Origin of the sequence: Sphingomonas larreae, from assembly GCF_051400595.1 — a bacterium.
In the GTDB taxonomy this organism is placed as follows: domain Bacteria; phylum Pseudomonadota; class Alphaproteobacteria; order Sphingomonadales; family Sphingomonadaceae; genus Sphingomonas.
On record NZ_JBLFFI010000001.1, the window covers coordinates 770,521 to 791,327 of the forward strand.

15 protein-coding genes are annotated in these 20,807 nt (G+C 68.7%); 13 read left to right on the top strand and 2 right to left on the bottom strand.

The window, feature by feature from the left end; all coding sequences use genetic code 11:
• Complete coding sequence (locus tag ACMGDM_RS03420; RefSeq protein ID WP_436802711.1) at window positions 1–1,341, top strand: HlyD family type I secretion periplasmic adaptor subunit; 1,341 nt, start codon at window positions 1–3, stop codon at window positions 1,339–1,341.
• A 448-nt stretch (window positions 1,342–1,789) separates the two neighbouring features.
• Window positions 1,790–3,580, top strand: a complete 1,791-nt coding sequence (locus tag ACMGDM_RS03425; protein WP_436802712.1) for an ATP-binding cassette domain-containing protein — start codon at window positions 1,790–1,792, stop codon at window positions 3,578–3,580.
• Between the two features lie 742 nt (window positions 3,581–4,322).
• Here the strand turns inward: ACMGDM_RS03425 and ACMGDM_RS03430 are convergent.
• Window positions 4,323–5,645: an MFS transporter gene (locus ACMGDM_RS03430; protein ID WP_436802713.1), complete on the bottom strand. Its 1,323-nt coding sequence runs from the start codon at window positions 5,643–5,645 to the stop codon at window positions 4,323–4,325.
• Between the two features lie 113 nt (window positions 5,646–5,758).
• Between ACMGDM_RS03430 and cyoA the strand changes: the two genes are divergently transcribed.
• The 7 genes from cyoA (at window position 5,759) to ACMGDM_RS03465 (ending at window position 12,601) form a co-directional block, all read left to right on the top strand.
• Entirely contained in the window at window positions 5,759–6,898 is a 1,140-nt protein-coding gene (gene cyoA / locus ACMGDM_RS03435) for a ubiquinol oxidase subunit II (protein WP_436802714.1), read from the top strand.
• A 7-nt stretch (window positions 6,899–6,905) separates the two neighbouring features.
• Complete coding sequence (gene cyoB / locus ACMGDM_RS03440) at window positions 6,906–8,906, top strand: cytochrome o ubiquinol oxidase subunit I (protein ID WP_436802715.1); 2,001 nt, start codon at window positions 6,906–6,908, stop codon at window positions 8,904–8,906.
• A 5-nt stretch (window positions 8,907–8,911) separates the two neighbouring features.
• Window positions 8,912–9,544, top strand: coding sequence for a cytochrome o ubiquinol oxidase subunit III (gene cyoC, locus ACMGDM_RS03445; protein ID WP_183921149.1), 633 nt, complete (start codon window positions 8,912–8,914; stop codon window positions 9,542–9,544).
• Window positions 9,544–9,948, top strand: a complete 405-nt coding sequence (gene cyoD / locus ACMGDM_RS03450) for a cytochrome o ubiquinol oxidase subunit IV (protein WP_436802716.1) — start codon at window positions 9,544–9,546, stop codon at window positions 9,946–9,948. The genes cyoC and cyoD overlap by 1 nt, the downstream gene beginning before the upstream one ends.
• Window positions 9,945–10,628 (top strand): SURF1 family protein, encoded by a 684-nt coding sequence (locus tag ACMGDM_RS03455; protein ID WP_436802717.1) that lies wholly within the window; start codon window positions 9,945–9,947, stop codon window positions 10,626–10,628. The genes cyoD and ACMGDM_RS03455 overlap by 4 nt, the downstream gene beginning before the upstream one ends.
• Before the next feature lie 147 nt (window positions 10,629–10,775).
• Window positions 10,776–12,074 (top strand): ATP-binding protein, encoded by a 1,299-nt coding sequence (locus tag ACMGDM_RS03460; RefSeq protein ID WP_436802718.1) that lies wholly within the window; start codon window positions 10,776–10,778, stop codon window positions 12,072–12,074.
• Window positions 12,071–12,601, top strand: a complete 531-nt coding sequence (locus tag ACMGDM_RS03465; RefSeq protein WP_436802719.1) for a response regulator transcription factor — start codon at window positions 12,071–12,073, stop codon at window positions 12,599–12,601. The genes ACMGDM_RS03460 and ACMGDM_RS03465 overlap by 4 nt, the downstream gene beginning before the upstream one ends.
• Before the next feature lie 337 nt (window positions 12,602–12,938).
• Here ACMGDM_RS03465 and ACMGDM_RS03470 read toward each other — a convergent pair whose 3' ends face one another.
• Complete coding sequence (locus ACMGDM_RS03470; RefSeq protein WP_436802720.1) at window positions 12,939–13,193, bottom strand: hypothetical protein; 255 nt, start codon at window positions 13,191–13,193, stop codon at window positions 12,939–12,941.
• A gap of 507 nt (window positions 13,194–13,700) precedes the next feature.
• Between ACMGDM_RS03470 and ACMGDM_RS03475 the strand changes: the two genes are divergently transcribed.
• From ACMGDM_RS03475 to ACMGDM_RS03490, 4 genes are all read left to right on the top strand, one after another.
• On the top strand, window positions 13,701–14,696 hold the full coding sequence (locus ACMGDM_RS03475) for a LacI family DNA-binding transcriptional regulator (protein WP_436802721.1): 996 nt from the start codon (window positions 13,701–13,703) through the stop codon (window positions 14,694–14,696).
• Between the two features lie 174 nt (window positions 14,697–14,870).
• Window positions 14,871–17,354, top strand: a complete 2,484-nt coding sequence (locus ACMGDM_RS03480; RefSeq protein ID WP_436802722.1) for a TonB-dependent receptor domain-containing protein — start codon at window positions 14,871–14,873, stop codon at window positions 17,352–17,354.
• 59 nt (window positions 17,355–17,413) lie between these two features.
• Entirely contained in the window at window positions 17,414–19,183 is a 1,770-nt protein-coding gene (locus ACMGDM_RS03485) for an alpha-amylase family glycosyl hydrolase (protein ID WP_436802723.1), read from the top strand.
• A 217-nt stretch (window positions 19,184–19,400) separates the two neighbouring features.
• A complete protein-coding gene (locus ACMGDM_RS03490) occupies window positions 19,401–20,705 on the top strand; it encodes an MFS transporter (RefSeq protein ID WP_436802724.1) in 1,305 nt (434 codons plus the stop codon).
• Window positions 20,706–20,807 lie beyond the last annotated feature (102 nt).

A 20,807-nucleotide genomic window follows, 5' to 3' on the forward strand; every position in this document is an offset into this window, starting at 1 on the left:
ATGGCCAGCCTGCCGATCACCGATACCGTTCACCTCCCCGCCGACCCGCGCCGCGACATTCGCGCCGGCGTCGTCATCGCGGTGCTGTTCTTCGTGCTGTTCCTCGGCTGGGCGGCGTTCGCGCGGCTCGATGCGGCGGCCTATGCCGAAGGCGTGCTCCAGGTCTCGGGCCAGCGCCAGACGGTGCAGCATCGCGACGGCGGCGTGGTGCAACGCATCTTCGTGCGCGAGGGCCAGCGCGTCCAGCAGGGTCAGCTGCTGATCCGGCTCGCCTCGCCCGAGGTGCTGGCGACCGAGCGCGCGCTTGCCTCGCAGGCGATCCGGTTGCTGGCGCAGCGCGCGCGGCTCCAGGCGGAGCAACTCGGCCAGACGCAGATCGCGCCGCCCGCCGAGTTCGCGTCGATGCCCGCGGAGGACCGTCCCGAGATCGCGCTCGCGATGCGCCTCCAGCAGACCGAGCTGCGCGCGCGCACCGCCACCTTGGCGGCACAACGCGACGCGCTCGGCCAGCGTGGTGCGCAGTCGCGCGAGCAGGGCCGCGGCTATGGCGAACAGGTCGTCTCGGCGCAGGAGCAATTGAAGCTGCTCGACGCGCAGCTCGACGCGCTGCGGCCCGTCGCCGCCAAGGGCTTCGTCTCGCAAACGCGGTTGCGCGAGCTGGAGCGGATGCGCGCCGAGCTTCAGGGTCAGCGCGGTCAATATGCCGCCAGCGTGGCGCAGACGCGCGAGGCGGCGCGCGAGAGCCAGATCGAGCGGCTCGAGGCCGAACGCACCTTCAGCGAGCGCACCGCCGCCGATCTGCGCGACGTCGAGACCAAATTGGGCGACGTGCTGCCCAAGCTGAGCGCGGCACGCGACCAGCTCGCGCGCACCGAGATCCGCTCGCCCGCGACCGGCGCGGTGGTGGGGCTGACCGTGTTCACGCCCGGTGGCGTGATTTCGCCGGGGCAGAAGCTGATGGACGTGGTCCCCGAACGTACCCCGCTGCGGATCCAAGCGCATATTTCGCCCGACGACGCCGACGACCTCAACGTCGGCCAGCGCACGCTGGTCAAATTCCCCAGCCTGCACGAGCGCGACCTGCCCGAACTCTCCGGCGAGCTGACGCGGCTGTCGGCGGACAGCTTCACCGACGAGAAGACCGGCCGCAGCTATTTCACCGGTGAGGTGACCGTGCCGCCATCGCAGTTGCGCCTGTTGTCGAACTTCCGCGGCAAGGATTTCCAGCTTCGCGCCGGCATGCCCGCGCAGGTGCTGATCCCGCTGCGCAAGCGTACCGCGCTCGACTATGCGGTGGAGCCGCTGGTCGGCGGCTTCTGGGCCTCGTTCCGCGAGCATTGAGCGAGGCCAGGAACGTTGCGCTTCTTCGGCTTTGACCAAGACTTCTTGACCTAAATAACGACCCCGCGTCATCGCCCTTCCGCCCCGCATGGGGCAGCTTTCTGCCAAACTCTTCCGTCAACCCGGAGGGTGGGCTCGGATGCTTCGTGCCGCGCGCGCCAAAAGCATCGCTTCTGCGGAAGCGTGGATCCCGACCAAGTCCGGGATGACGGGAAGCACGATGCGGCCCCGGCATTGTTTAGAACGATCGTCGTTAGAACGATTATCGCCGCGAGAGAAGCGGCCCGAAGAAGGTTCCGCTCGGCCAGCACGGTTGATCGATGATTTGACTCGCTTCGGCGCATGCACATCAAGCGTTAACCATCACGGACGTAAAGCGGGCGGGTTCCGAACGATCGGCAAGTGGCGACGGCGGGACGCCCTATCAGCTCCAGTGACGAGACCGATCATGGCCCAGTCCATGTCCGCCGAGCCCAAGCGCTCGCACCTGTATTTCCTCCGCGCGCTCGCGCTGCTGCGGCCCGAGAAGCTCAAGGCCGGATCGCTGATCGGCGCGGGGCTGCTCGTCGCGCTGCTCCAGGTCAGCGAGCCGCTGCTGTTCGGCAAGGCGGTCAACGGGCTCACCTCCGGCGCCGGGCCGATGCGCTATGTCGCGATGTGGTGCGGCATCAGCGTCGCGGTGTTCCTCGCCAGCGTCGTCATTTCGCTGCTCGCCGATCGCATGGCACACCGCCGCCGCCTCGCCGCCATGTCGGGCTATGTCGAGCATCTGCTCGCGCTGCCGCCGTCGTTCCACACGGAGGCGCGCTCGGGCCGGCTGATGCGCATCATGATCTCGGGCTGTGACGCGCTGTTCAACCTGTGGCTGCCGCTGCTGCGCGACCAGATCACCAATGTCGCCATCGTCGCGGTGCTGCTGCCGATCGCGCTCGCCACCAACTGGCGGCTCGCGCTGGTGCTGGTCGCGCTGATGATCGTCTATACGGCGGTCAACCTCGTGGTGATGCGCCACACCTCGACCGGGCAGGCGCAGGTGGAGGACCGCTTCACCGATATCTCGGGCAATCTCGGCGACCTGTTCGGCAACGTCACGGTGCTGCAGAGCTTCCTCGCGGTGCCGGGCGAGCTGGGCAACGTCCGCCGCTCGCTCCACGACCTGCTCGCCGCGCAATATCCGGTGCTTAACTGGTGGGCGGTGTCCGCGGTGCTGACGCGCGGCGCCTCGTCGATCGCGATCGTCTCGATCTTCGGCTTCGGCGCGGCGCTGGTGTCGCGCGGGCTTGCCACGATCGGCGACGTCGTTTCGTTCGTCGGGTTCGCCACGCTGCTGATTGCGCGGCTGGAGACGATCACCAGCTTCATCGTCGACAAGGCGCAGCGTCTCCCTGCGCTCGTCCAGTTCTTCGACGTGCTCGACCAGCAGAGCCATATCGGCGAGGTCGCGGATGCGCAGCCGCTCGCGGTGAGCCATGGCCGCGTCACGTTCGAGAACGTCTCCTTCCGCTATCCCACCGGCTCGGGCGCGGTGCGCGACCTCAGCTTCGAGGTCGAGCCCGGTCAGACGGTCGCGATCGTCGGCCCGACCGGTTCGGGCAAGTCCACCGCGCTCGGCCTGTTCCAGCGCGCCTATGACCCGGAGAGCGGGCGCATCCTGGTGGACGGTCAGGACATCCGCGGCGTGACGCTCGCCTCGCTACGCGCCGCGACGGGCGTGGTGTTCCAGGAGGCCGGGCTGTTCAACCGCTCGATCGCGGAGAATATCGCGATGGGCAACCCCGACGCGACGATGGAGCAGATCGAGGACGCGGCGCGGATCGCTGGCGCCTATGACTTCATCATGCGCAAGCCGCAGGGCTTCGCCACCCCGGTCGGCGACCGCGGCGCTGGCCTGTCGGGCGGTGAGCGCCAGCGCATCGCGATCGCGCGCGCGCTGCTGAAGAACGCGCCGATCCTGCTGCTCGACGAGGCGACCAGCGCGCTCGACGTCGCCACCGAGGCGCGGTTGCAGGAGAGCCTCGAGCGGCTGCGTCAGGGCCGCACCACCTTCGTGATCGCGCATCGCCTCTCCACGGTGCGCGCCGCCGACCGGATCGTGGTGCTCGATCAGGGCGAGATCGTCGAGCAGGGCGGGTTCGACGAGTTGCTCGCGCGTGGCGGTGCGTTCGCCCAGCTCGCGGCCGACGGCGGGCTCACCGTCCCCGCGGCCAACGACGACACGGGCGAGCGCAAGGCGGCGTAAAGGAGCCGCCTGCCCCTGCGTGGGCTCCGGAAAGATCCTCCCCGCTCGCGGGGAGGGGGACCAGCCGCAGGCTGGTGAAGGGGGTTCGCGCGGACGCTGCGCCAGATGGAGAGCCCCCCTCCATCACGCCCCTTCGGGCGCGCTCCCCCTCCCCGAACCGGGGAGGATCCGGGTCACGCCGCTCGTAACAAACTGATGGGGAGCAGGTGATGTCCACCGACCCCGTCGCGTACGCCGCCCTCGAACATCGGCGCTCGTTGCTCGGCACCGGCGGCCGCGACGTCCCCGCTTTGACCCGAACGACGGCGGTGCCGCGACGCGGCTGCTGCTCCTGCCGGAAACTTCGGCGCGCACGGTCCGGTGATCGTCTCGCGCGACCAAGCCACTGGCACGTCGCGCAATCTCAAGCGCTTCCTCGACGGGGCCGAGATCGACCGCAGTGACACCCTGCTGTGGAACGCGGTGTCGTGGAACGGCCATCCCCCGGCGCACGCAATCGCCCGGTCCGCTGCGGCGAGATCGCCGAGGGGCTCGCGCTCCCCCCGCCGCTGCTTCACCTGCTGCCGTGTCTCGAGCTGATCGTGCTCGCCGGCCGTGCGGCGCGCGAGGCCGCCGCGCTGGTCGAGCGCGAGCGGCCCCCGATTGGGGTGCGGACGATGCCGCACCCCTGCCCACCGATGTCTGCACCAGTCCGGCGGTGCCCCGGACGATCGCCGGACGATCGCCGAGGCCGCGGCGCGGCTTAGTCGAGCCGGCGCGCCAGTTCCACGTTGAGCCCCAGCGCCGCGAGCGTGCCGAGCGCGCCCGAGAGCAGATAGGCCCCTGCTGCAACCAGGCCGAACGCCTGCGTCAGCGCCAGCGCGGCGAGCGGCGCGAAGCCCGCACCGAACAGCCAGGCGAGGTCCGAGGTCAGCGCCGCGCCGGTGTAGCGCGCACGCTTGGGGAAGTTGCTCGTCACCGCACCCGAGGACTGGCCGAACGACAGCCCCAGCAGCAGGAAGCCCATTACCATGAACAGCACCTCGCCCGCCCGGCCGCCGTTCAGCAGCGTCGGCGCGAACCCGCTATAGGCGGCGATGCCCGCGGCAGTGTAGCCGAGCACGCTGCGGCGCCCGATCCGATCAGCCAGCAGCCCCGACAGCACGATCGCGCCGATCCCGATCACGCCGCCGATCGTCTCGATCAGCAGGAAGGTGGCGATGTCCTCGCGGGTGAACAGATTGACCCAGGAGAGCGGGAACACCGTCACCATGTGGAACAGCGCGAAGCTGGCGAGCGGCGCGAACGCGCCGATGATGATGTTGCGCCACTGCGCCTTCACCGTCGCGCCGACCGGCGACGGCGTGAGCTCGCGGCTCTTGAACAGCTCGGTATATTCGGGCGTGACGACGATGCGCAGGCGCGCGAACAGCGCCACCACGTTGAGCGCGAACGCCACAAAGAAGGGGTAGCGCCAGCCCCAGGAGATGAAATCCTCGGCCGGCAGGGTCGAGACGAAGAAGGCGAACAGCGCGCTGGCCACCACCAGCCCGAGCGGTGCGCCGAGCTGGGGCACCATCGCCCACCAGCCGCGCTGCTTCTCCGGCGCGTTGAGCGCGAGCAGCGAGGCCAGCCCGTCCCATGCGCCGCCCAGCGCGATGCCCTGGCCGATGCGGAGCAGCCCGAGCATGATCGCGGACCAGCCGCCGATCTGCGCATAACCCGGCAGGAAGGCGACCAGCACGGTGGAGGTGCCCAGCAAGAAGAGCGCGAGCGTGAGCTTGGTGCCGCGGCCGTGGCGGCGATCGATCCACATGAAGATCTGCGTGCCGATCGGGCGCGCGATGAACGCGAGCGGGAACAGCGCGAACGACCACATGGTGGCGGTGATCCGCTCCATATACGGGAACACCACCGCCGGGAACACCAGCACGGAGGCGATGGCATAGACGAAAAAGTCAAAGAATTCAGACGTCCGACCGATGATCACGCCGATCGCGATCTCGCCGGGACGGACCTGATGGTCGTCCCGCGTGTTGACGTTGCGGGCGCCGCGCTCGAGCGGCGCGGAATGTGCGGTGGCCATTACATGTTCCCGATCGGACGTATCTCGCGGCTTCTTAGCCTAAGTGCCACAACGCCGGGATGGGACAAAATGTCCTATTCCGCTGCGCCGCAGCAAAGCTTAGCTGCGCGCCCATGATCCCCCTGCCCGCCCTTCTGCCGTCCCTGCGGCGCGCGTCGTCTGCCATCCCCCGCCTGTCCGCACTCGGCGCCCTCGCCCTGCTCGGCGGCTGCGACACCGTGGTGATGAGCCCGGCCGGCGACGTGGCCGTCCAGCAGTCGAACCTGATCATCTGGTCGGTGGTACTGATGCTGCTGATCATCGTGCCGGTGATGGCGCTGACGGTGGTGTTCGCGTGGCGCTACCGCGAGACCAACACCGAGGCGAGCTACGAGCCTGACTGGGATCACTCGACCGGGCTCGAATTGGTGATCTGGTCGGCGCCGCTGCTGATCATCATCGCGCTCGGCGCGCTCACCTGGGTGGCGACGCATACGCTCGACCCGTACCGCCCGCTGGCGCGGACCGCGCCGGGCAAGCCCGTCGCCGCGGCGGACCGCCCGCTCGAGGTCCAGGTGGTCTCGCTCGACTGGAAGTGGCTGTTCATCTACCCCGAGCAGGGCATCGCCACGGTCAACGAGCTCGTCGTGCCGGTGAACCGGCCGGTCAAGTTCACGATGACCTCGTCAACCGTGATGAACGCGCTCTGGGTGCCGGCGATGGCGGGCATGGTCTACACCATGCCGGGCATGGAGACGGTGCTCCACGGCGTGCTCAACCGGCTTGGCAAGTTCGCGGGGCGCTCAGCCAATTATTCCGGCGCCGGCTTCTCGCACATGACCTTCTGGACCCATTCGGTGTCGCCCGCTCGCTTCGAGCAATGGGCTGCCGGGGTGAAGCGCAATCGCTGGCAGCTCGACACGACCACCTATCTGCGGCTCGAGAAGCCGACCGAGAAGGTGCCGCCGCTCGGCTTCGGCACGGTGGACCCGACGCTGTTCCGCCGCATCGTCGGCATCTGCGTCAAGCCCGGCACCAATTGTATGGAGGGAATGTCGCACGCCGGCCCCGCGGTGAACGACCGCGCGCCGCGCGCCGGCGAAGCCGAGGGCGCGCTGACCCGCGAACCGTCCGAGAAGGGCGAGGCACCGCATCTCAGCGCACCGCACGGCGAGGCGCCGGGCCAGAACGATCCGGGCGCGGACAGCAACCGCAACATGACCCAGCTCCACCTTCCGGCGCCGCTGCGCGCCAACGCCTCGCAGGGGGCTTGAGGACACCATGTCGGACGATCTCGTAAAGACGATCTTCGGGCGGCTCTCGATCGAGAGCTTCCCGATCCATGAGCCGATCCTGGTCGGCACCTTCGCGATGGTGGCGCTCGGCGGCGCCGCGCTGCTCGGTGCGCTGACCTATTTCCGCCTGTGGGGCTATCTCTGGAAGGAATGGTTCACCAGCGTCGATCACAAGAAGATCGGCATCATGTACATCGTGCTCGCGCTGGTCATGTTCCTGCGCGGCTTCGCCGATGCGCTGATGATGCGCGCGCAGCAGGCGATCGCCTTCGGTGGCAACGAGGGCTTCCTGCCCGCGCACCATTATGACCAGGTGTTCACCGCGCACGGCGTGATCATGATCTTCTTCGTGGCGATGCCGTTCGTCACCGGTCTGATGAACTATGTCGTCCCGCTGCAGATCGGCGCGCGCGACGTCAGCTTCCCGTTCCTGAACAATTTCAGCTTCTGGATGACGGTCAGCGGCGCGGTTATCGTGATGATGAGCCTGTTCGTCGGCGAGTTCGCGCGGACCGGCTGGCTCGCGATGGCGCCGCTGTCGGGGATCGACTATTCGCCCGATGTGGGCGTGGATTATTACGTCTGGGCGCTCCAGATTGCGGGCGTCGGCACCTTGCTGTCCGGCGTCAACCTGCTCGCCACCATCATCAAGATGCGCGCGCCGGGCATGACGCTGATGCAGATGCCGATCTTCACCTGGTCGGCGCTGGTGACCAACGTGCTGATCGTCGCGGCCTTCCCGGTGCTGACCGCGGTGCTGGCGATGCTGAGCCTCGACCGCTACGTCGGCACCAACTTCTTCACCAACACCGGTGGGGGCAACCCCATGATGTACACCAACATGATCTGGATCTGGGGCCACCCGGAAGTGTACATCCTGATCCTGCCCGCGTTCGGCGTGTTCTCGGAGGTGGTCTCCACCTTCTCGGGCAAGCGGCTGTTCGGCTACACGTCGATGGTCTACGCGCTGATCGTCATCTGCATCCTGTCGTATCTGGTGTGGCTGCACCATTTCTTCACGATGGGCTCGGGCGCGAGCGTCAACAGCTTCTTCGGCATCACCACGATGATCATCTCGATCCCGACGGGGGCGAAGATCTTCAACTGGATGTTCACGATGTATCGCGGACGCATCCGGTTTGAGCTCCCGATGATGTGGGCGGTCGCCTTCATGCTGACCTTCGTGGTCGGCGGCATGACCGGCGTGATGCTGGCGGTGCCGCCTGCCGACTTCCAGTTCCACAACTCGCTGTTCCTCGTGGCGCACTTCCACAATGTCATCATCGGCGGCGTGCTGTTCGGCATGTTCGCGGGTGTGAATTACTGGTGGCCCAAGGCCTTCGGGTTCAAGCTCGAGAAGTTCTGGGGCACAATCAGCTTCTGGTGCTGGGTGGTGGGCTTCTGGGTCGCCTTCACGCCGCTTTACGTGCTGGGGCTGATGGGCGTCACCCGCCGCCTGCGCGCCTTCGACGACCCCGGTCTGCAGATCTGGTTCGTGATCGCTGCGATCGGTGCGCTGATCATCGCCGCTGGGATCGGCTCGATGCTGATGCAGTTCTACGTCAGCATCCGCGACCGCGAGAAGCTGCGCGACTTCACCGGCGACCCGTGGAACGGCCGCACGCTGGAATGGGCCACCTCGTCGCCGCCGCCGGCGTACAACTTCGCCTTCTCGCCGGTGATTCATGACCTCGACGCATGGCACGACATGAAGCAGCGCAAGGCCGAGCGGCCGACCGAGGGCTTCCGCGCGATCCATATGCCCAAGAACACGGGCGCGGGGATCATCCTGGCCGGGCTGTCGACGGTCTTCGGTGTCGCCATGATCTGGTACATTTGGTGGCTTGCCGCGCTCGCTTTCGTCGCGCTGCTCGCCGTCGCGATCGGCCATACCTTCAACTATGACCGCGACTTCCACATCCCCGCCGAGGATATCGTGAAGAACGAGGACGTGCGCACCCGCGCGCTCCAGAGCGCGGGGATCTGAGACCGATGAGCACGATGACGCAGACCCCGCCCGGCGCGGAGAACCCGGTCTTCTACGACCTGGACGAGCACGAGCACCCGCCGGGGCACAGCACGATGCTGGGCTTCTGGCTCTACCTGATGAGCGACTGCCTCATCTTCGCGATGCTGTTCGCGGCCTATGGCGTGTACGGCGGCAGCTACGCGGGCGGGCCGACCGCGCGCGAGCTGTTCGAGCTGCCGCTGGTGGCGGTGAACACGACGATGCTGCTGCTGTCGTCGATCACCTATGGCTTCGCCATGATCAGCGCGGACGAGCGCAAGCAGGGCGCGGTGCTCGGCTGGCTGGCGGTGACCGCGCTGTTCGGCGCCGCCTTCCTCGCGATCGAGCTCTACGAGTTCAGCAACCTGATCCACGAGGGCGCGGGGCCGCAGCGCTCGGCTTTCCTCTCGTCCTTCTTCACCTTGGTGGGGACGCACGGGCTGCACGTCACCTTCGGCCTGATCTGGCTGGGAACGCTGATGGTGCAGGTGTCGCGCCGCGGGCTGGTCGACGCCAACCTGCGCCGGCTGCAGTGCCTGTCGCTGTTCTGGCACTTCCTCGACGTCATCTGGATCGGCGTCTTCACCTTCGTCTATCTGCTGGGAGTGCTGCGCTGATGAGCGCCGAGACGCATCACGGCCACGCCGCCGACCACGGGCACGGGCACGACGATCCGCACGGCGGCGCCGCGCACGGCTCGCGCAAGGGCTATTGGATCGGCTTCCTGCTCTCGGTGCTGCTCACCGCGCCCGCCTTCGCGCTGGTGATGACCGGGGTCATCGCCGATCCGCGGGTCACGGCGGGCATCGTGATGGCGCTCGCGATGGTGCAGATCGTGGTCCACATGATCTATTTCCTGCACATGAACACCAAGTCCGAGGCGGGCTGGACGATGATGGCGCTGATCTTCACCGTCATCATCGTGGTGATCGTGATCTCGGGCTCGCTCTGGGTGATGTATCACATGAACCTCAACATGATGCCGCAGATGCAGGCGGAGATGTCGAGCGCGGGCATGTGACGCGCCGGCACGTCTTCCTGGCGCTGGCGGTGCTCGGCACCGCGCTGCTCGCCGGGTTGGGCGTGTGGCAGGTCGAGCGGCGCGCGTGGAAGCTCGCGCTGATCGACCGGGTGGAGCGCCGGCTCGCCGCCGCGCCGGTCACGGCCCCGCCGCACGCGGCATGGCGCAGCATTGACGATGACAGCGCCTATCTCCGCGTCCGTGCCACCGGGCGCTGGCGCGCCGCCACCCCCGTGTTCGTCCAGGCCGTAACCGATCTGGGTGGCGGCTATTGGGTGATCGCCCCGCTCGACACCGCTGGCGGCACGATCCTGGTCAACCGCGGCTTCGTCCCGCTCGGCGACCGTGCCGCGATCCGCGCGCCGGCCGGGGTGGCGAACGTCACCGGACTGCTCCGGGTCACTGAGCCCGGTGGCGCGTTCCTCCGCGACAACGATCCCGCCGCCGACCGCTGGTACTCGCGCGACACCGCCGCGATCGCGCGCGCCCGACGTCTGGGGGAGGTCGCGCCCTATTTCATCGACGCCGACGCGAGCGGGGCGACCGGCTGGCCGCGCGGCGGGCTGACGATGGTGCGCTTCCGCAACACGCACCTGATCTACGCGCTCACCTGGTTCACGCTGGCGGCGATGATGGCCTATCTCGCGTACCGGATCGCGCGGACGCCGCGGGACGCGTGAGCGCCGGTCCCGTGCTCCTGCATACGCAGGAGCCCAGAGCCGCAAGCGTCTTCGTGCGTGTCCCTGGGTTCGTGCGCCCGCAGGGACATCGCGACGTGTAAACCCAAGAGAGTTCAGCTCTCACGTGAAAGACGCTAGTCCAGCCCCATGCCGCACCTCGCCAATATGCTCGGGCCGCTCGCGCGCGGTGGACCGGGAGGACGCAACGTCCGCCTGCTCGCGCTGCTGCGCTGGCTCGCGGTGGCGGGGCAGCTCGCCGCCATCCTGCTCGTCCATTTCGTCATCGGCGTGCGGCTGCCGCTCGTTCCGATGCTCGGCGCATTGGCGGTGCTGGTGGCGCTCAACGTCGCGGTCAGCCAGGTGGTCGAGCGCCGCCCGATCACCAATGCCGCGCTGTTCGCGACGCTGCTGGTCGATGTCGCCTGCCTGACGACGCAGCTCTATCTCAGCGGCGGGGTGAGCAATCCCTTCATCACGCTGTTCCTGCTCCAGGTGGTGATCGCTGCGCTGCTGCTGCGGGGCTGGACCAGCTGGACGATGGTGGCGCTGACCAGCACGCTGTTCGCCTGGCTCGCCTGGGCCGCCCCGCCCTTTCCGCTGCCGCGCTTCTGGGCGTCCGATCTCTCGATCCCCTATGTGGCGGCGAGCTGGTTCAACTTCACCCTCACCGCGACGCTGCTCGCGCTGTTCGTCACCCGCATCGTGCGCAATGTCTCCGAGCATGACGCGCGCCTCGCCGCGCTGCGTCAGCGCGCCGCCGAGGAGGAGCATATCGTCCGCATGGGGCTGCTCGCCAGCGGTGCGGCGCACGAGCTCGGTACGCCGCTGAGCTCGATCGCGGTGATGCTGGGCGACTGGCGGCGCGAGCCTGCGATCGCGCGCTCGCCCGCGCTGCTCGCCGATCTCGACGACATGCGCGCCGAGGTGACGCGCTGCAAGGATATCCTCGGCCAGGTGCTGCTCGCCTCGGGCGAGGTGCGCGGCAACGCGCCGGTGCGCACCACGCTGCGCACCTTCCTCGCCGGGATCGTCGACTCGTGGAACGAGAGCAAGGGACCGACGGCGACCTACGAGCATCTGATGACGAGCGACCCGCGCATCGTCGCGGACAAGGCGCTGGCGCAGACGATCACGAACCTGCTCGACAATGCGGTCGAGGCCGGCGCGCGGACGATCTCGCTGTGCGCCTGGTGGGACGGCGACCGGCTGGTGTTGGCGGTGCGCGACGACGGCGCGGGCTTCCCTGCCGCCATCCTCGACGGGCTCGGCAAGCCCTATCTCAGCACCAAAACGCGGCGCGGCGCCGGGCTCGGGCTGTTCCTGGCGGTGAACGTGTTGCGCACGCTGGGCGGAACGGTGTCGGCGCGCAACCGCGAGCGTGGCGGCAGCGAGGTGATGCTGACGCTGCCGCTCGCCGCGATCTCGATCCCGGAGGAGACCGTATGAGCGCGCGCCGCTTGCTGATCATCGAGGACGACGCGGTGTTCGCGCGGACGCTGGCGCGCTCGTTCGAGCGGCGCGGCTATCAGGTGCGCGCGATCACCGACCCTGACGACATCGACACCGTCACCGCCGAACTGAAGCCGGATCACGCCGTGGTCGATCTGCGACTCGGCAATGCCTCGGGGCTGACCTGCGTCGAGCGGCTCCATGCGCTCGACCCGACGATGCGAATCGTGGTGCTCACCGGCTTCGCCAGCATTGCCACCGCCGTCGAGGCGGTGAAGCTCGGCGCGACCAACTATCTGTCGAAGCCGGCCAATTCGGACGATATCGAGGCCGCGTTCCAGGCCTCCGGCGAGGGCGACGCGTCGGTGGAACTGGTGGCGCATCCCACCTCGCTGCGCACGCTCGAATGGGAGCATATTCACCAGACGCTCGCGGACTGCGGCTTCAACGTGTCCGAAGCGGCGCGGCGGCTCGGCATGCACCGGCGGACGCTGGCGCGAAAGCTCGGCAAGCGGCATCTGTAGTGCGCGGGTGAGCCGCGACCATTGCAGCCCAACGTCGTCCCGACCTTATTGCAGGAGCCGACGCTCCGCCCGTCGTGCGGCGCTTGGGTACGCGGCGCGGTGCCGCCTGACGCGAGTTCAGGATGAGGAGAAAGCCTGTTTCGCCCAAGCGGAACCGTGCTGGGCGCGCATGCGGGAGACCAGAGGCTAGATGGTGACGTTTGGTGGCTCTGGCGTTCGGCCTACGCCGGAGCGCGCTGGCGGCTCAGACGAGACGCATGAAACCCTGCGAGATCGAGCAGCGGCAGCTCGTCGGTCCAGCACCAGCGCGGCTTTTGCGCGCGGTGACGGCCCGCTCTCACAGCCGCCGGTGCTTCCCGCCATAGCGCTGGCCGATGTAGCTGCCGATCCGCTCCATTTCGTGCGCGGCGGCGGTGGCAGCCTCGGAGCAGCACGGCATCGGATCGCGTTCGGCCTGCGCCGCGCGCGCCGAAACCCGCTCGCACAGATCCTCGATGTCAGCGCGCGTCAGCAGGTTCTTCTCGCGCATCAGGCATAGCAAAGTCTGAAGGATGACGATGCTCTCGTCACCAGCGCGCTCGTTCGACAGCATCGCTCTCTCCTCATCTTTTCGAGGACAGAGTACGCCGAATCTCGCGTATCGCAAGCAAACGTTTGCGCCTCGGCGCAGACCGACGCTTTGCAGCGCGACGGCGCCACCGATTGGCGGTCACGTCGGCGCCGTGCGGCCACTGGCCGGCGCTGGACCGAAGGACCGGTACGCCGCTCGCGACGCTCGCTCGGGAGCTGACGCGGTCTCGCCAACACGGACTGTTCAATGCCGGTGCCGGCGGCGTCGCTGCGCGCCCGATCCTGGTACGCGCACAGCGTCGCCCCCACCCTTTACAGTCCGGCCCACCGGCGCTGATCGGGCTAGCCTCACGATATCCGCGCAAGTCGTTGGTACGGCGGGAGACCTCACGCATCAGCCAAGCGCGGCTGATCAACGTCGCCGAGCACGGACCCGCTCGGCCGATCCTGCCGCGTGAGCGTCTCCATGGTTGCAGGGGCAACCATGCGGAGGCTAGATGACGGTGATTGTTCGTGGGGGGCTGGGTTGTTGTCGAAGCCGACGAAGCTGGCGGACCTGGCCGCGCTGGCGGGCGTGTCGACCGCAACCGTGTCGCGCGCGCTCTCCGGTCACCCGTCGGTCAGCAAGGCGACGCAGGCGCGCATCCAGGCGTTGGCGCGCGAGCACGACGTCCGCCCCAACCAGCTGGCGCGCAACCTGCGGCTACGCAGCACCGGCGCGATCGGGCTGGCGATGCCGCTCGGCCATGCACGCACGCAGCACCTCACCGATCCGTTCTTCCTTTCGCTGCTGGGCTATCTCGCCGACCTGCTGGTCGATCACGGCTACGACGTGCTGCTGTCGCGCGTGCTGCCGGAAAACGGCGACTGGCTCGACCGGCTGGTGGACGCCGGACGGATCGACGGCCTGCTGCTGATCGGCCAGTCGGACCAATATGACACGATCGAGCGCGTCGCGGCGCGCTATGGCGCCCTGGTTGCCTGGGGGGTGCACCGCCCGGGACAGCGCCATCTCGCCATCGGCTCGGACAATCGCGCGGGCGGTCGGCTCGCGGCGGAGCATCTGCTCGCGCGCGGGCGCCGCCGCCTGCTGTTCGTCGGCGATCCGATGCCGCCCGAGTTCGCCGACCGTCTCGACGGCTTCGCCGCGGCGGCGCAGGCGGCGGGCTGCCGCGCCGAGGTGCTCGCCACCGGGATGGACCCGGACCGCGTCCATGCCGCGATGCGCACCCGGCTCGCGGTCGGCACACTGCCGGACGCGATCTTCGCCGCCTCCGACGTGGCCGCGATGAGCGTGCTGCGCGCGGTGAGCGAGGCGGGGTTGGACGTGCCCGGTGCGGTGGCGGTGATCGGCTATGATGACGTGACGCTCGCCACGCATACCTCTCCGCCTTTGACGACAATCCGTCAGGACCTCGCGCGCGGCGCGGCGCTGATGGTGGAGCGGCTGCTCGCGCGTGTCGCCGGCCAGGCGGCGGAGTCCGCGGTGATCACGCCCGAGCTTGTGGTGCGCGCCTCGACGTGAGTGGCGCGCCGGTGCGACTGCAAAGGCACTAACAGGAGTGTTAACGGACCGCGAGGGTCCCTCACGGGCTCTTTTTGCAATCGTTTGCAAAGTTGTCTTGCAATCGATTGCAGTAGCGTGCATCAGCCCCTCGACTAGTCGCGAAGACGACTGATCACCGCCGGGGAGGATAGAATGATCGCACGTTATCGCCTGCTCGCCGGGGTGCCGGCGCTGTTGCTGGCCGCCGCCGCCCAGGCGCAAACCGCCGCTCCCGTGGCCGAGACGTCGGCGGACCACACCATCGACACGCCGGCGCCCGCGGAGGACATCGTCGTCACCGGCGTCGCGCAGGGGCGCAACCGGCTCGACACCTCGGTGTCGGTCAGCTCGCTCGACGCCGACCTCACCAGCAAGATCCCGCCCCGCAACACCGCCGAGATCCTGCGCAATCTCCCCGGCGTGCGCGTCGAGGCGTCGGGCGGCGAGGGCAACGCCAATATCGCGGTGCGCGGGCTGCCGGTCGCCTCGGGCGGCTCCAAGTTCCTCCAGCTTCAGGAAGACGGCCTGCCCGTCCTCGAGTTCGGCGACATCCTCTTTGGCAACGCCGACATTTTCCTCCGCAACGACCTGTCGCTCGCGCGCATCGAGTCGGTGCGCGGTGGCTCCGCCTCCACCTTCGCCAGCAACTCGCCCGGCGGCATCATCAACTTCATCTCCAAGACGGGCGAGCAGGAGGGCGGCTCGTTCCAGCTCTCGTCCGGGCTCGACTATCGCGAGTATCGCGCCGACTTCGTCTATGGCGGCCGGATTGACGCCAACACGCGCTACGAGCTGAGCGGCTTCTATCGCCTCGGCGACGGCCCGCGCGACGTCGGCTATAACGCGATGCGCGGCGGTCAGATCAAGGCCAACATCACGCGCGAGTTCGACGGCGGCTACATCCGGCTGTACGGCAAGTATCTCGACGATCGCAGCATCGCCTATCTGCCCAATCCGGTGCGCGTGAGCGGCAGCGGCGAGAATCCGAGCTACAGCAACGTGCCCGGCTTCTCGATCAACCAGAACACGCTGCACAGCCGCTACATCGGCTCGGTGCTGACGCTCGACGGCGGCAACAATCCCGTGCGCCGCAACATCGGCGACGGCATGCACCCCGACGTCAAGTCCGTCGGGTTCGAGGGCCAGTTCGCGATCGCGGACGGGTGGAACGTCACCGAGCGGTTCCGCTACTCCGATATCTCGGGCGACTTCGTCTCGCCCTTCCCCGCCGCCGTCGGCGACGCGCAGACCGCGGCCGAGGCGCTCGCCGGGCCGAGCGCGCAGCTCTATTACGCGAGCGGGCCGCTCTCCGGGCAGCGCATCGCCAGCCCGTCGACGCTCGGCGGCAATGGCCTGCTCGCCAGCGTGGTGCTGTTCGACGTCGACCTGAAGAGCCTCAACAACATCACCAACGACCTGCGCGTCAACGGCAAGGTCGATCTCGGCGGCGGCGCGGTGACGCTGGCGGCGGGCATCTACAACTCGCGCCAGGACATCGTCACCGACTGGCTGTGGACCAGCTTCTACCAGACCGTGCAGGGCGACGGCCGATCGGTGCTGGTCGACGTGCGCGACTCGACCGGCGTGGCGCGCACCGGAGGGGGCACGCTCTACTCCGCGTCCTTCTTCGGCAATTGCTGCCGCCGCAGCTACGACATGCGCTACACCACCAACGCGCCGTTCGCGCAGCTCGGTGTCGAGCTCGGCCGGCTCAACGTCGACGGCTCGCTGCGCTATGACTTCGGCAGCGCCAAAGGCAGCATCGCCGGCGACCTGCCCGGCGCGACCACCACGCGCGGGCAGGACATCGACGGCAACGGCTTCCTCTCCTCGGCCGAGCAGGCGGTGGCGTTCATCCCCGCCAACCGCACGCCGGTCGACTATACCTACAGCTATCTCTCCTACTCGGCCGGCATCAACTACCGGCTCAGCGACACGCTCGCGGCGTTCGCGCGCTACAGCCGCGGCGGTCGCGTCAACGCCGACCGGCTGCTGTTCGGCCCGCTGATCGACACCACCACGGGCGGGCTGGTCGCCGGCGCCAAGCCGTACGACTTCGTCAAGCAGGCCGAGGGCGGGTTGAAGTTCTCCACCGGACCGCTGGCGCTCTACGCCACCGTGTTCAACGCGCGCACGCAGGAGACCAATTACCTGCTGTCGCAGCAACAGTTCACCAGCCGCGATTACGAGGCGACCGGCGTCGAGCTGGAAGGCCGTTTTCGCGCCGGCCCCTTCTCGCTGACCGCGGCGGGCACCTATACCGACGCCAAGATCAAGCGCGACGCCACCGACGCGACGCTCGACGGCAACCGCCCGCAGCGCCAGGCCGCGTTCGTCTACCAGGCGACGCCGCAGCTCGACTTTGGGCGGGTGAGCATCGGCGCCAACGTGATCGGCACCACCTCAAGCTATACCCAGCCGGTCAATGACCTGAAGATGCCCGCCTATACGCAGGTCAACGGCTTCCTGCTGGTGCGCGCGGCCGAGAACGTCAGCTTCAACCTCAACGCCAACAACATCTTCGACGTGAGGGGCATCACCGAGGCGGAGGACGCCAGCATCCCCGCGAACGGGCTCGTGCGCGCGCGCTCGATCAACGGGCGCACCATCGCCGCTTCAGTTCGCTTCGATTTCTGACGCGCGCGGGCGTGGCGACGACGTTAGGCGGGTCTATGGTGCGCGATGTGACAGGAAGGATGACGATGGAGGAGCGGCTCGCCGCGATTGCGCCGCGGCTGCGGCGGCAGCTCGACCGGCTCTACGGCACGCAGGCTGACACTGACGCGCTGTGGGCCGCGACCGAGACGCTATTGCGCGAGCGCCACGCCGAGCGGCCCGAGGCGCTGCGCGCGCTCGACGCGGCGCGGCTCGACGATCCGGACTGGTTCGTCCGCCCCGACATGCTGGGCTATTCCACCTATGTCGACCGCTACGCCGGCACGGTCGCGGGTCTGGCCGATCGCGTCGACCATCTCGAGTCGCTCGGCGTGCGCTACCTTCACCTGCTCGCGCTGCTGAAGGCGCGCGCGGGCGACAGCGACGGCGGCTTTGCGGTGGCGGATTACCTCGCGGTCGAGCCGCGGCTCGGCACGAACGACGATCTCGAGGCGCTCACCGCGCGGCTGCGTGCGGCACGGATCAGCCTGTGCGTCGACCTCGCGCTCAATCACACCGCGGACGACCATCACTGGGCCGCAGCGGCGCGCGCCGGCGACCCGTTCTACCGCGACTTTTACATCGTGCTCGACGAGGCCGAGGCGCGCGCCCGCGAGGACACGCTGCCGCAGGTGTTCCCCGCCACCGCGCCGGGCAATTTCACGGATGTTCCCGCGATGGGCGGGCACGTCTGGACCACCTTCTATCCCTTCCAATGGGATCTCAACTGGCGCAACCCGCACGTCTTCCTGGCGATCCTTGACGTCGCGCTGCGGCTCGCCAACCGCGGCGTCGAGGCGTTCCGGCTCGACAGCATCGCCTTCCTGTGGAAGCAGCCCGGCAGCGACTGCCGCAACCTGCCCGAGACGCATTACATCGTCCGCGCGCTGCGCGCCGCGCTCGACATCGCCGCGCCCGCCACCTTGCTCAAGGCCGAGGCGATCGTCCCCACCGCCTTCGTTCCGCCCTATTTCGGCCGCGATGAAGGTGACGGTTTCGAGCCCGAATGCCATCTGGTGTACAACAATTCGCTGATGGTGGCGGGCTGGGTCGCGCTGGCGGAGCAATCGGCGGCGCTGCCGCGCGCGATCGTCGCGGCGAGCGGCGGGCTGCCGCGCGGCGCCAACTGGCTGAGCTACGCACGCTGCCACGACGATATCGGCTGGGGCTCGGTGCTCGGCGACCTGCGCGCGATCGACCCCGCGCCCGAGCGCCGGCTCACCGCGGCGGCGCGCTTCATCGAGGGCGCGGACGGTGGCTGGGCGCGCGGCGCGCCGTTCCAGAGCGACGGCGCCACGCTTCACGGCAGCAACGGCACGCTGGCGTCGCTCGCCGGGCTCGAGGCGGCGCGCGAAGCGGCCGAGCGCGAGGCCGCTTATCGTCGCATCGCGCTGGTCAACGCGCTGGCGATCGCGAGCGGCGGGCTGGCGACGACCTACATGGGCGATGAGCTCGGCCAGCTCAACGACTACGCTTATCGCGACGATCCGGAGCGTGCGCACGAGGGCCGCTGGCTGCATCGTCCCGAGCTGAACTGGGACGCGCGCGAGGGTGCCGACGCGCGGCGCATCAGCGGCGATCTGCGCGCGCTGCGCGCCGCGCGCGTGGCGAGCGGTGGCGCAGGCGCGCCGGCGCTCGTAGAGACCGAGGCGCCCGCGCTGCTCGGCGTGAGGTGCGGCAGCGACCGCGTGTTCCTCAACTTCGGCGCCGCGCCCGTAACGCTGCCCGAAGCGGGACGCGACCGGCTGACCGGCGAAGGCTGTGACACCGCGCCGGGCTGGGGCGTCATCTGGCTGGAGGACGAGGGATGAGGCGGCGGAGAGATAGGTCGCCATCTGCCAAACTCTTCCATCATGCCGGACCTGGTCCGGGATCCACCGTGCCGCGCACTCGTCGAGCGTCGCTCTCGCGGAAGAGTGAATTCCGGAACAAGTCCGGGATGACGGAAGGTGAAGAGCGTTCCGGAAGTTGCGCGGCGGAGCCCGTCAAGTGGAGGAGGAACGGCAGCCCCGTCCTGACCTCAAGGCGATGACCCGCCCCCGCCTCTCGCTGGCGCGGATCGTCGAGATGAACCTCGGCTTCCTGGGGCTGCAATTCTCCTTTGGCCTGCAGCAGGCCAATATGGCCCCGATCTACGGCTATCTCGGCGCCGATGAAGCGACGCTGCCGCTGCTGTGGCTCGCCGGTCCGGTCACCGGGCTGCTCGTCCAGCCGCTGATCGGCGCGATGAGCGACCGCACCGACACGCGCCTCGGTCGCCGGACACCCTATTTCCTCGTCGGCGCGGTGCTGTGCAGCCTCTGCCTGTTCGCGATGCCGTACAGCCGCGCGCTGTGGATGGCGGCGAGCCTGTTGTGGGTCCTCGACGCCGCCAACAACGTCACGATGGAGCCATATCGCGCCTATGTCGGCGACCGCCTCGCGCCCGACCAGCGCGCCACGGGCTTCCTGACGCAATCCGCCTTCACCGGGCTGGCGCAGACACTCTCCTATCTCGCGCCGAGCCTGCTGGTGTGGGTCGGGCTCGACAAGGATGCGGTGGACGCCAACGGCATCCCCGACATCACGCGGCTGGCGTTCGTGATCGGCGCGGTGCTGTCGCTCTCGACGATCCTCTGGTCGGTCTGGCGCGTGCCCGAACTGCCGCTCGCCCACGAGGAACGCGCGCGCCTCGCCGCCGCGCCGCTCACGCTGCGCGGCGCGCTCGCCGACCTGCGGATGGCGTTGCGCGAGATGCCGCGGCCGATGCGACAGCTCGCGCTGGCGATGCTGTGCCAATGGTATGCGATGTTCGCCTACTGGCAGTTCATCACCTTCGCGCTGGCGCGCTCGCTGCACGGCACCGCCGACGCGACCAGCCAGGCGTTCCGCGACACCGCGCTGACGGTCGGGCAGCTCGGCGCCTTCTACAACGCGGTCGCCTTCGTCGCTGCGCTCGCGCTGGTGTCGCTGACCCGACGCCATGGCGCCAGGCGAGTCCACGCCTGCTGCCTCGCCGCCTCGGGCGCGGCGATGCTGGCGATCCCCGCCATCGGCGAGCCGGCGTGGCTGTTCGTGGCGATGATCGGCATCGGCATCGGCTGGGCCGGGATGATGGGCAATCCCTATGTCATGCTCACCGACATGATCCCGCCCGCGCGCAACGGCGTGTACATGGGCATCTTCAACATGTTCATCGTCATACCGATGATGATCGAGAGCCTGTCGATCCCGCTGTTCTACCACAACCTGCTACGCGGCGACGCGCGCGCCGTGCTGGTGCTCGCGGGCGCGCTGATGCTGCTCGGCGCGCTGGCGACCGTGGCGGTCGGCCGCGAGCGGCGGGTGGCCTGATTCGGCGTTCTGTCGCCACCTGCCGTCCTCGTGAACTTGTTTCAGGATTCGGGTGCCGCGCACTCTCGTTTTGCGGCGCAAGCAGGACCGTGAGTCCTGAAA

Excerpts from the sequence above, each read along its gene's own strand:
- ACMGDM_RS03470 (WP_436802720.1), bottom strand. The coding sequence starts at position 13,193 with ATGCTGTCGAACGAGCGCGCTGGTGACGAGAGCATCGTCATCCTTCAG.
- cyoC (WP_183921149.1), top strand. The coding sequence starts at position 8,912 with ATGAGCACGATGACGCAGACCCCGCCCGGCGCGGAGAACCCGGTCTTC.
- ACMGDM_RS03425 (WP_436802712.1), top strand. The coding sequence starts at position 1,790 with ATGGCCCAGTCCATGTCCGCCGAGCCCAAGCGCTCGCACCTGTATTTC.
- cyoB (WP_436802715.1), top strand. The coding sequence starts at position 6,906 with ATGTCGGACGATCTCGTAAAGACGATCTTCGGGCGGCTCTCGATCGAG.
- ACMGDM_RS03430 (WP_436802713.1), bottom strand. The coding sequence starts at position 5,645 with ATGGCCACCGCACATTCCGCGCCGCTCGAGCGCGGCGCCCGCAACGTC.
- ACMGDM_RS03485 (WP_436802723.1), top strand. The coding sequence starts at position 17,414 with ATGACGATGGAGGAGCGGCTCGCCGCGATTGCGCCGCGGCTGCGGCGG.
- ACMGDM_RS03490 (WP_436802724.1), top strand. The coding sequence starts at position 19,401 with ATGACCCGCCCCCGCCTCTCGCTGGCGCGGATCGTCGAGATGAACCTC.
- cyoD (WP_436802716.1), top strand. The coding sequence starts at position 9,544 with ATGAGCGCCGAGACGCATCACGGCCACGCCGCCGACCACGGGCACGGG.
- cyoA (WP_436802714.1), top strand. The coding sequence starts at position 5,759 with ATGATCCCCCTGCCCGCCCTTCTGCCGTCCCTGCGGCGCGCGTCGTCT.
- ACMGDM_RS03480 (WP_436802722.1), top strand. The coding sequence starts at position 14,871 with ATGATCGCACGTTATCGCCTGCTCGCCGGGGTGCCGGCGCTGTTGCTG.
- ACMGDM_RS03465 (WP_436802719.1), top strand. The coding sequence starts at position 12,071 with ATGAGCGCGCGCCGCTTGCTGATCATCGAGGACGACGCGGTGTTCGCG.
- ACMGDM_RS03460 (WP_436802718.1), top strand. The coding sequence starts at position 10,776 with ATGCCGCACCTCGCCAATATGCTCGGGCCGCTCGCGCGCGGTGGACCG.
- ACMGDM_RS03420 (WP_436802711.1), top strand. The coding sequence starts at position 1 with ATGGCCAGCCTGCCGATCACCGATACCGTTCACCTCCCCGCCGACCCG.